Annotated in this window: 10 protein-coding genes; 8 read left to right on the top strand and 2 right to left on the bottom strand. The window is 70.9% G+C overall.

The genetic code is table 11. The features are described 5' to 3' along the window. Positions 1-5: 5 nt before the first annotated feature. Positions 6-779: a glutamine amidotransferase gene (locus QNA08_RS03640; RefSeq protein WP_283739687.1), complete on the bottom strand. Its 774-nt coding sequence runs from the start codon at positions 777-779 to the stop codon at positions 6-8. A 3-nt stretch (positions 780-782) separates the two neighbouring features. After that, positions 783-1,235 carry a tellurite resistance TerB family protein gene (locus tag QNA08_RS03635; RefSeq protein WP_283739334.1) on the bottom strand — a complete coding sequence of 151 codons (453 nt, stop codon included), beginning with the start codon at positions 1,233-1,235 and terminating at the stop codon, positions 783-785. Between the two features lie 297 nt (positions 1,236-1,532). On the opposite strand from QNA08_RS03635, the gene QNA08_RS03630 reads away from it, so the two are divergent. The 8 genes from QNA08_RS03630 (at position 1,533) to QNA08_RS03600 (ending at position 10,014) form a co-directional block, all read left to right on the top strand. Beyond that, on the top strand, positions 1,533-1,664 hold the full coding sequence (locus QNA08_RS03630) for a hypothetical protein (protein ID WP_283739333.1): 132 nt from the start codon (positions 1,533-1,535) through the stop codon (positions 1,662-1,664). 9 nt (positions 1,665-1,673) lie between these two features. Then, positions 1,674-1,760, top strand: a complete 87-nt coding sequence (kdpF, locus tag QNA08_RS19010; protein ID WP_422679860.1) for a K(+)-transporting ATPase subunit F — start codon at positions 1,674-1,676, stop codon at positions 1,758-1,760. Between the two features lie 48 nt (positions 1,761-1,808). Further along, positions 1,809-3,518, top strand: coding sequence for a potassium-transporting ATPase subunit KdpA (gene kdpA / locus QNA08_RS03625; RefSeq protein WP_283739332.1), 1,710 nt, complete (start codon positions 1,809-1,811; stop codon positions 3,516-3,518). 26 nt (positions 3,519-3,544) lie between these two features. After that, on the top strand, positions 3,545-5,596 hold the full coding sequence (gene kdpB / locus QNA08_RS03620) for a potassium-transporting ATPase subunit KdpB (RefSeq protein ID WP_283739331.1): 2,052 nt from the start codon (positions 3,545-3,547) through the stop codon (positions 5,594-5,596). 12 nt (positions 5,597-5,608) lie between these two features. Beyond that, complete coding sequence (gene kdpC / locus QNA08_RS03615) at positions 5,609-6,217, top strand: potassium-transporting ATPase subunit KdpC (RefSeq protein WP_283739330.1); 609 nt, start codon at positions 5,609-5,611, stop codon at positions 6,215-6,217. A gap of 16 nt (positions 6,218-6,233) precedes the next feature. Next, a complete protein-coding gene (locus tag QNA08_RS03610; protein WP_283739329.1) occupies positions 6,234-8,969 on the top strand; it encodes a sensor histidine kinase in 2,736 nt (911 codons plus the stop codon). Then, positions 8,966-9,667 carry a response regulator gene (locus QNA08_RS03605; RefSeq protein ID WP_283739328.1) on the top strand — a complete coding sequence of 234 codons (702 nt, stop codon included), beginning with the start codon at positions 8,966-8,968 and terminating at the stop codon, positions 9,665-9,667. The genes QNA08_RS03610 and QNA08_RS03605 overlap by 4 nt, the downstream gene beginning before the upstream one ends. 98 nt (positions 9,668-9,765) lie before the next feature. Then, a complete protein-coding gene (locus QNA08_RS03600) occupies positions 9,766-10,014 on the top strand; it encodes a hypothetical protein (protein ID WP_283739327.1) in 249 nt (82 codons plus the stop codon). Positions 10,015-10,148: the final 134 nt, after the last annotated feature.

Raw genomic sequence — 10,148 nt, 5'->3', positions numbered from 1 at the left:
CCCGATCAGGGGGTGCAGAGCGGGCGCACGGACCGCGGCGGCTTGCCCGAGCCCGCCGCGAGCCAATGATCGAGAAAGGCGTGAAGCCACGCCGCCACCGCGGCATCGTGCATGAAGCGGCCGCGGTGGTGCATGGCCGGCGGCTGGGCGCCCGGCATCTCCAGGCGTTCGGCGCCGCGCGTCGTCCAGCGATAGACCATGGCGTGCGTGACCTCCGGGTGGAACTGGAAGCCGAAGGCCGCCGGCCCCACGCGGATTGCCTGGACGGGAAAGTCGTCGCCCTGGGCGAGAAGCTCCGCTCCGGCTGGGCAGTCGAGCCCCTCCCGATGCCACTGGTACACGTGCGAGGGCCAGAAAGCGCCTGTCTCGGCGGCGAAGCGCTCGCCCGCCGGCGTCGGATGCAGGGCGTAGTAGCCGATCTCAGCCCGGCCTTCGGGATGCGCCTCGACCCGGCCGCCGAGGTGGCGCGTCAGCATCTGGGCGCCCAGGCACAGGCCGAGGAACGGCTTGCGCTCCTTCAACGGCACGCCGATCCACTCGATCTCGGTGCGGATGAAGTCGTCGCCGTCATTGGCGCTCATCGGCCCACCGAAGATCACCGCCCCGGCATGGTCGGCGAGTGTCTTCGGCAGGGGATCACCATAGCGCGGCTTGCGGACGTCAAGGGCATAGCCGCGCTCGATCAGCAGGCGCCCGACGCGGCCGGGCGTCGAATGCTCCTGGTGCAGGACGACCAGGACCGGCAGGCGCCGTTCAGGCGGCTCGGGGGGGGAACGGATGGCTCATGCCGCCGCGCCGGTGCCCTCCGCAAGTGCGGCGGCCCGCGCGCCGGCTGCCGCCGATTCGTCCAGATCGAGAAGTTGCGCCGCGCGCCAGATGAGGTCGTCCTCGAACTCGTGGATCCGGCCGTCCGCCTTGGCGACCTCCCAGGCGAGGCCGATGAGCTGGAGGCGCGCGGCGTGATCGAGGCCGCGCTTGGCGAGGTCGACGAAATGCTCGATGTCGCCGCTTGCCCGGTCGGCGGCGTCGGCGCGGTTCACCAGCATCCGCGCGGCGGCAGGGCCCAGGGCGAACCGCTCGGCGAGCAGCGCCACGAGACGGTCGCGCTCGCTCGCCGCGACAACACCATCGACCCGGGCGACGTGCACGAGAAGGGCGGCGAGCGCCATGCGCTCGTCGGACACCTCCGGCGCCACCTCCTCTGCCTGGCGGAAGCGTTCGGCGACTTGGCGCACGAAGGCGCGAAGACCGGTTGTCGGCGATGTGGCGGGGGCGTGCGACGGTGATGCTTGTTGCGACATGGGACGGCGTTGATCCGCGAGGTCGATCACTGTGGCTCGGCCCGGCGCGCAAGGCGAGCCGCTTAGAGGAGACGGCGTAACGGCGCATTTGTCCACCGCTCGATCGCGACGGTCCTGCGCCTGCCGTGCATGCTCGCCATGCGCCCGGCGCACCGGCGGACGCCTGCTCTCCCCGTGGGAGAGGAGCTTTACGGCTTCCTTACACCCCGGCAGTGCCTTTCCCATCGAAGCTTGAGGCCGATCGGAGCATGTCACGGGCACCTGCAACGGGAGTGCATCATGCTCGACCTCGTCTATCTCGTGCTGGGGCTCGGCTTCTCCATCCTGATGAGCCTCTACGCCCTCGCCTGCGAACGCCTGTGAGGGCGCGTCATGGTGGAGCCTCTTCTCGGCCTCGCCGTGGCGCTGATCGTCGGCGGCTACCTCGTCGCCACGCTTCTCCGCCCCGAACGTTTCTGACCGCGCCCATCCGAAGGCGCGGGGCGGCCTATCCAGGAATCCCGTCCCATGACTCTCGCCGGCTGGCTGCAGATCGCCTGTCTCTTCCTGCTCGTCCTCCTCGCGGTGAAGCCCCTCGGCGGCTACATGGCGCGGCTCTTCTCGGGCGAGCGCACGCTCCTCGCTTCCCTCCTCGGCCCCCTCGAGCGCGGCTTCTACGCCGCGGCCGGCGTCGATGCGAGGAAGGAACAGGGCTGGCTCGCCTATGCGCTCGCCATGCTCACCTTCAACGCCGCGGGCTTCGCGTTCCTTTACGCGCTCCTGCGCCTGCAGGATGTCCTGCCGGGCAATCCGCAGGGCTTTGCGGGGGTCGCGCCGGACCTCGCCTTCAACACGGCGGCGAGCTTCGTCACCAACACCAACTGGCAGTCCTATGGCGGCGAGACGACCATGAGCCACCTGTCCCAGATGGCAGGGCTCACGGTGCAGAACTTCCTCTCCGCCGCCACGGGCATGGCCCTCGCCGTGGCGCTGATCCGCGCCCTCGCACGCGGCGGCGTCAAGACGCTCGGCAATTTCTGGGTCGACGCGACGCGCGCCACGCTCTATGTGCTCCTGCCGCTCGCCTTCCTCGTCGCCCTCGCCTATGTCGCGACCGGCGTGCCGCAGACGCTCGCCGGCGCGGTGGAGGCGACCACCGTGGAAGGCGCGCGGCAGACGATCGCGCTCGGCCCGGTCGCCTCGCAGGAAGCGATCAAGCAGCTCGGCACCAACGGTGGCGGCTTCTTCAATGCCAATTCGGCCCATCCCTTCGAGAACCCGACGCCGCTGTCGAATCTCATCACCCTGTGGTGCATCCTCGTCCTGCCGGCGGCGCTCACCGACACCTTCGGCCGCATGGTCGGCGACCGGCGCCAAGGCGCCGCGCTGCTCGCGGCGATGGCGCTCCTGCTCGCCGCCGCGATCGGCGCGACCTATTGGGCGGAGGCTTCGGGCAACCCGCTCCTGACTGCACTCGGCCTCGATCCGGCGGCGGGCAACATGGAAGGCAAGGAGGTGCGCTTCGGCGTTGCCGCTTCCGCGCTCTTCGCCGCCGTGACCACGGCCGTTTCGTGCGGCGCGGTCAACGCCATGCACGCCTCGCTCACGCCTATCGGCGGCCTCGTGCCGATGTTCCTGATGCAGCTCGGCGAAATCCTGCCCGGCGGTGTCGGCTCCGGCCTCTACGGCATGCTCGTGATGGCCATCCTGTCGGTCTTCGTCGCCGGCCTGATGGTCGGCCGCACGCCGGAATATCTCGGCAAGAAGATCGGCGCAAAGGAGATGAAGCTCCTCGTTCTGGCGATCCTCGTGCTGCCGCTCGCGATCCTCGGCTTCTCGGCGGTCGCCGCCATGCTGCCGAGCGCGCTCGCAAGCCTCGCCAACGCCGGCCCCCACGGCCTGTCGGAGATCCTCTACGCCTACACCTCCGGCGCGGCGAACAACGGCTCCGCCTTCGCCGGGCTGTCGGCGAACACCCTCTGGTACAACACGACCATCGGTCTCGCGATGCTCATGGGCCGCTTCGCCTATGTCGTGCCCGTCATGGCCATCGCCGGGTCGCTCGCCGCCAAGACGCGGGTGCCCGTCTCGGCCGGCACGCTGCCGACGCACACGCCGCTCTTCGTCGCCCTCCTCAGCGGCGTGATCCTCGTTCTCGGCGGCCTGCAGTTCTTCCCCGCCCTCGCCCTCGGCCCCCTCGTCGAGCATTTCCTGATGCTCGCGGGCAAGCTCTTCTGAGGCACAGCCCCATGTCTGCGAAAGCCATGTCTGCGAAAACCCATTCCCCGTCGCTCTTCGACGGCGCCGTCCTCGCCCGCGCCGCGTGGGACGCCCTGGCGAAGCTCGACCCACGCAAGCTCCTGCGCAACCCGGTGATCTTCGTCACCGAGATCGTAGCGGCCCTGGTCACCGCCATCTTCGCGCGCGACCTGACGGTGGGCGGCGGCGATCCCGCCTTCTCCGGCCAGATCGCCGCCTGGCTGTGGTTCACCGTGCTCTTCGCCAATTTCGCCGAAGCAGTGGCGGAGGGGCGCGGCCGGGCACAGGCCGACTCCCTGAAGCGCGCGCGCACCGACGCCGTGGCAAAGCGCCTCCTCGATCCCGGCGACCGCAGCCTCTTCGAGAAGGTCTCCGCCCTCGCCCTGCAGGCGGGCGACGTCATCCTCGTCGAGGCGGGCGACGTCATCCCGGCCGACGGCGAGGTGATCGAGGGCGTCGCCTCGGTCAACGAGTCGGCGATCACCGGCGAATCGGCGCCGGTCATCCGCGAGTCGGGCGGCGACCGCTCGGCGGTGACCGGCGGCACGACCGTCCTCTCCGACTGGATCGTGGTGCGGATCACGGCGGCCGCCGGCTCCACCTTCCTCGACCGCATGATCGCCCTCGTCGAAGGCGCGGCGCGGCAGAAGACGCCGAACGAGATCGCCCTGTCGATCCTGCTTTCGGGCATGACGCTCGTCTTCCTCGTCGCCGTCGTCACGCTCTGGGGCCTCGCCGGCTATTCCGGGACGACGCTGTCGGTGACGGTGCTCGTCGCGCTCCTCGTCACCCTCATCCCGACGACGATCGGCGGCCTCCTCTCGGCCATCGGCATCGCGGGGATGGACCGGCTGGTGCGCTTCAACGTGGTCGCCACCTCCGGCCGCGCCGTGGAAGCCGCCGGCGACGTCGACACACTGCTCCTCGACAAGACGGGCACCATCACCTTCGGCAACCGCCTTGCCACGGCCTTCATCCCGGCTCCCGGCTTCACCGACGCGCAAGTGGCGGAGGCTGCGCTCTTCGCGAGCCTCGCCGACGAGACGCCGGAAGGCCGCTCGATCGTGGCGCTCGCCTCGAACCACTACGGGCTGAAGGACCTGGTTGGTCGTGCCGGCGCCGGCATGGTCGTGCCCTTCTCCGCCCGCACGCGGCTGTCCGGCATCGACCTCGGCAACCGCGTCATCCGCAAGGGCGCCGTCGATGCCGTGCTGAAGCACCTGAACACGACCTCGGCAGCCGCGCCGCGTGCCTTCCACAAGGCCGTCGACGAGATCGCCCGCTCCGGCGGCACGCCGCTGGCGGTCGCCGAGAACGGCCGGCTCGTCGGCGTCATCCATCTCAAGGACGTGGTGAAGCCCGCCATCAAGGAGCGCTTCGATGCGCTGCGCGCCATGGGCATCAAGACGGTGATGGTGACGGGCGACAACCCGGTGACGGCGGCCGCCATCGCCTCCGAGGCCGGGGTGGACGACTTCATCGCCGAGGCGACGCCAGAGGACAAGCTCGCCTACATCCGCGCGGAACAGGCGAAGGGCCGCCTCATCGCTATGTGCGGCGACGGCACCAACGACGCGCCGGCGCTGGCGCAGGCGGATGTCGGCGTCGCCATGCAGACCGGCACGCAGGCAGCGCGCGAGGCCGGCAACATGGTCGACCTCGACTCGGATCCGACGAAGCTCATCGAGGTCGTGGAGATCGGCAAGCAGCTCCTCATGACCCGCGGCTCGCTGACCACCTTCTCGATCGCCAACGACGTGGCGAAGTACTTCGCCATCGTCCCGGCGCTCTTCGCCGCCACCTATCCCGAGCTGCAGGCGCTCAACGTGATGGGCCTCGCGACGCCGCAGAGCGCCATCCTGTCGGCGGTCATCTTCAACGCCCTCATCATCGTGGCGCTCATTCCGCTCGCGCTGAAGGGCGTCGCCTATCGCCCGGTGGGCGCGGCCGCACTCCTGCGCCGCAACCTCCTCGTCTACGGCCTCGGCGGCTTCGTCGTGCCCTTCCTCGGCATCAAGCTCATCGACCTCGCCGTCGCCGCCCTCGGTTTCGCGTGAAGGAGACAGCCCATGATCGCGCATCTTCGCCCGGCCCTGACGCTCGTCCTCATGCTGACGGCCGTGACCGGCATCGCCTATCCACTCGCCGTCACCGGCGTGGCACAGGCGGTTTTTCCCGGGGCCGCCAACGGCAGCCTCGTCACCGACGGCAAGGGTACCGTCGTCGGCTCGGCGCTCATCGGCCAGGCCTTTTCGGGGGAGCGCTACTTCCACCCGCGCCCGTCGGCCACCACCGGGGCCGACCCGGCCGATCCGTCGAAGACTGTCTACGCCCCCTATAACGCCGCCGCCTCGACCGGCTCCAACCTCGGCCCGACGAGCACCAGGCTCGTGGAGCGGGTGCGGGCGGACGCCGAGCGCCTGACGGCCGAGACCGGCGCACGCCTGCTGCCGGCCGACGCCGTGACCGCCTCGGGCTCCGGCCTCGATCCCCACATCTCACCTGCCCATGCGCTGCTGCAGGCCTCGCGCGTCGCCCGCGCGCGCGGCCTGCCTGTGGACCGGGTGGAGGCTCTGGTCGCCGCACATACGGAAGGGCGCACCTTCGGCATCCTCGGCGAGCCGCGCGTCAATGTCCTCCTCCTCAACCGGGCGCTCGACGCGCTACCCTCCGGCTGACGGAGGTTCGACCGGCATGGCAGAAGCCGAAGAGGCAGGCGACAAGCGGCCCTCACCCGAGGCGCTCCTCGCGCTCGCCGAGCGCGAGGAGCGAGGCCGCGGGCGCCTGCGCGTCTTCCTCGGTGCGGCGCCGGGTGTCGGCAAGACCTACGCCATGCTCTCCGGCGCCCGGCGCCTCAGGGCGGAGGGCGTCGACGTCGTCGTCGGCCTCGTCGAGACGCATGGGCGCGCGGACACCGCCGCCCTCATCGAAGGCATCGAGGTTCTCGCGCGCAAGCCCGTGCCCTATCGCGGCCGGGTGCTCATGGAGTTCGATATCGACGCAGCCCTCGCCCGCAGGCCTGCGCTTCTCGTCGTCGACGAGCTCGCCCACACGAACGCGCCTGACAGCCGCCACCCCAAGCGCTATCAGGACGTCGAGGAGCTCGTCGCCGCCGGCATCGACGTCTGGACCGCTCTCAACATCCAGCATCTCGAGAGCCTGTCGGACGTCGTCTCGCGCCTCACCGGCGTGCGTGTGCGCGAGACCGTGCCCGACACCGTCCTCGAAGCGGCGGACGAGGTCGTGGTCGTCGACATCACGCCGGACGAGCTGATCGCGCGGCTCAAGGAGGGCAAGGTCTACCTGCCCGAGAACGCGCGCCGCGCCGTCGATCACTTCTTCAAGCCGGCCAATCTCACCGCCCTGCGCGAGCTGGCCCTGCGCCGCACCGCCGACCGGGTAGACGACCAGATGGTCGCCTACCTGCGCCAGAACGCCATCGAAGGGCCGTGGCCGACGGCCGAGCGCCTGCTCGTCTGCGTCGGCCCGGATCCTCTGTCGGCAACCGTGGTGCGCACGGCCGGAAGGCTCGCGAGCGGCCTCAATGCGTCGTGGGTGGCGGTCCACCTTGACCGGCCGGACGCCCGGCCCCTGCCGGCCGAGGTGCGCCAGCGCCTCGACGAGACGCTCAGGCTCGCCGAGCGGCTGGGCGCGGAGACGGCGCGCCTCACGGCCAGGGACCTGCCCGAGGAGCTCCTGCGCTACGCCCGCCGCGAGAACATCACGCAGATCGTCCTCGGCCGCTCGCGCGCCGGCCTCCTCGCGCGGCTGATGCGCCACTCCCTGCCGGACGAGATCGTGCGCCGCGCCGCCGACATCGGCGTGCACATCGTCACCGATGCCGCGGCGGCCATGGGCCGGGAGCGCCGGCCACGGTCGAAGCCGGAGCCGCGCCGCCTCGCCCATGGCCTCGCCGGGGCGGCGCTTGCTGTCGCCGCCGCCGTGGCGCTCGGGCTCGGCATCAGCCATGTCATCGACCTGCCCAACATCTCGATGATCTTCCTGGCGGCGGTGGTGCTCTGCGCGCTCCTCCTCGGGCGGCTCAGCGCCGTCGCAGCCGCTGTCCTTTCCTTCCTCGCCTACAACTTCTTCTTCATCGAGCCGGTGCACACCTTCACGGTGGCCAAGCCGCACGAATTGTTCGCCCTCGTGATCTTCCTCTTCGTGGCGACGACGGTGGGCTCGCTTGCCGGCCGCGTGCGCGACCAGGCGGAAATGACGCGCCGGCGCGTCGTCACCACCCAGGCGCTCTACGACTTCAGCCGCAAGCTCTCGGGCACGGCCAAGCTCGAGGACGTGCTGTGGGCTGTCGTCGCGCAGGTGCAGGGCACGATCGGAGGACGCATCCTGCTCTTCCTGCCCGAGGGGCGGGACATCGCGCTCGCCGCCTCCTGGCCGCCGGAGGATCAGCTCGAGGCGACCGAATGGGCGGCGGCGCGCTGGGCCTATGTCCGCGGAGAGGTGGCCGGCTGGCGCTCCAAGACGCTGCCGAAGGCGCAGCATCAGTTCCGCCCCCTGCGCACGTCGCAGGGCACAGTGGGGGTGATCGGCGTGCAGCCCAAGGACACGACGAAGCCTCTCGCGGGCGAGGACGAGCGGGCGCTTGAAGCGATCCTCGACCAGGCGGCGGTCGCCATCGAGCGCACGCGTCTCGTCGACGAGACGGCGCAGGCGAAGGCGGCGGTGGAAAGCGAGCGCCTGCGCTCGGCCCTCCTCTCCTCCATCTCGCACGACCTGCGCACGCCGCTCGCCTCCATCCTCGGCGCCGTCACCAGCCTGCGCGACCTCGGCGGGCGCATGCCGCAGGAGGCGCGCGACGACCTCCTCGCGGCGATCGAGGAGGAGACGCGGCGGCTTTCGCGCTTCGTCTCCAACCTCCTCGACATGACACGCCTCGAAGCCGGCGCGCTCGACCTGGCGCGCGACTGGATCGACATGGCCGACGTGCTGCGCGCCGCGATGCGCAGCGCCGCCACCGCCTTCCCGGGCCGGGCGATCGATGTGCGCCGGCAGCCGGGCGCCATGCTCGTCAAGGGCAACGCCGCCCTCCTCGAACAGGTGCTGTTCAACCTTCTCGACAATGCCGACAAATATGCCGGCCGCGGCACGCCCACGGTGGTCTCGCTCACGCGCGAGGGAGATCGCGTCGTGCTCGCCGTCACCGACGAGGGTCCCGGCATCCCGGCGGACCAGCTCGACCGCGTCTTCGACAAGTTCCACCGCGTGGCGCACGGCGACGGCCGGGCGGCGGGCACCGGTCTCGGTCTCGCCATCTGCCGCGGTATCGTCGGCGCGCTCGGCGGCACGATTCGGGCCGAAAGCCCCGTGGCAGAAGGCAGGGGCACGCGCCTCGTCGTGACGCTCCCCGCCGGCGAGCCGGTCATCGAGGCCGAGGCGAAGGACGGCGATGCGAAGGAGGCAACCACGTGACGACGGCGACGCGCGTGCTCGTGGTGGACGACGAGCCGCAGATCCAGCGCTTCCTCAAGCCGAGCCTGACGGCGGCCGGCTACGAGGTCGCCGCCGCCGCCGACGGCCGCGAAGCCCTCAGGCTCATCGCCACCACGGCACCCGACGTCGTCGTCCTCGACCTCGGCCTGCCGGACATGGACGGCAAGGAGGTCATCGCCGCCGTGCGTGAATGGTCGCAGGTGCCGATCATCGTGCTGTCGGCGCGTGATCGCGAGGCCGAGAAGATCGCCGCCCTGGACCTCGGCGCCGACGACTATGTCAACAAGCCCTTCGGCATCGGAGAGCTCATGGCGCGGCTGCGCGCCGCCCTGCGCCACAAGGCGCGCGAGGCGGGCGAAACGGAGGTGTTCCGCTCCGGCGAGCTCGTCGTCGACACGGTGAAGCGCCTCGTCACGCGCAGGGGCGAGCGCGTGCGCCTGACGCCCAAGGAATACGACCTCCTGCACGTGCTCACGCGCCATGCGGGCCGCGTCGTCACCCACCGCCAGCTCCTGCAGGCGGTCTGGGGCCCGGCCCATGTCGAGGACACGCAGTACTTGCGCGTCTTCGTCGGGCAGTTGCGGCAGAAGATCGAGGAGGACCCGGCCGAGCCGCGCCTCGTCCTCACGGAGCCGGGGGTGGGCTACCGCTTCGCACCGGCCGGCGAGGGCTCATAGGACGGCGCCTCCCGGGGTGGCGCCTCCGCCCGGGCGTGTCGGGCTTGCCATCGGCGCCTGACGGACGATGATACCGCATGACCAGGAGGACGCGCGCGATGAAGACCCTCGACGCCATCGATGCCCACCTGCGCATCCTTGCCACGCCGGATGCGCCCGTCGTGCCGGACATGAGCACCATGGAATGCTCCCTGGTCTGCGACCGGCTGCGTCGTACGGAGGCGAGCCTCGCCCGCTGGCGGCGCCTGCTCGACCGGACGGGCAATGGCCTCGCGCGGGCGCCTGCCGCACGGCGGATCGCGCGTCTCAGCGGGGAATCGGTGCGCCTGCGCGCCCGGCTCGGTTGACGGACGCAGCGCATGATCCACGCGCCGGCGGCGCGACAGTCATCCGGCGATGTCGGGTGTCCAACCCGGACACATGGGTTGCAGAACGTACCTAAGACATGGGTGACAACCTCGGGCCGAACGGGTTGTCGAGG

Source organism: Chelatococcus albus (assembly GCF_030067675.1).
Classification (GTDB): Bacteria; Pseudomonadota; Alphaproteobacteria; order Rhizobiales; family Beijerinckiaceae; genus Chelatococcus_A; species Chelatococcus_A albus.
The sequence above is the reverse complement of the archived record's forward strand: the minus strand, read 5'-3'. Positions and strand labels throughout refer to the sequence as shown.

Coding starts and splice junctions, on each gene's coding strand:
- kdpF (WP_422679860.1), top strand. CDS start 1,674: ATGGTGGAGCCTCTTCTCGGCCTCGCCGTGGCGCTGATCGTCGGCGGC.
- kdpA (WP_283739332.1), top strand. CDS start 1,809: ATGACTCTCGCCGGCTGGCTGCAGATCGCCTGTCTCTTCCTGCTCGTC.
- kdpB (WP_283739331.1), top strand. CDS start 3,545: ATGTCTGCGAAAACCCATTCCCCGTCGCTCTTCGACGGCGCCGTCCTC.
- kdpC (WP_283739330.1), top strand. CDS start 5,609: ATGATCGCGCATCTTCGCCCGGCCCTGACGCTCGTCCTCATGCTGACG.
- QNA08_RS03610 (WP_283739329.1), top strand. CDS start 6,234: ATGGCAGAAGCCGAAGAGGCAGGCGACAAGCGGCCCTCACCCGAGGCG.
- QNA08_RS03600 (WP_283739327.1), top strand. CDS start 9,766: ATGAAGACCCTCGACGCCATCGATGCCCACCTGCGCATCCTTGCCACG.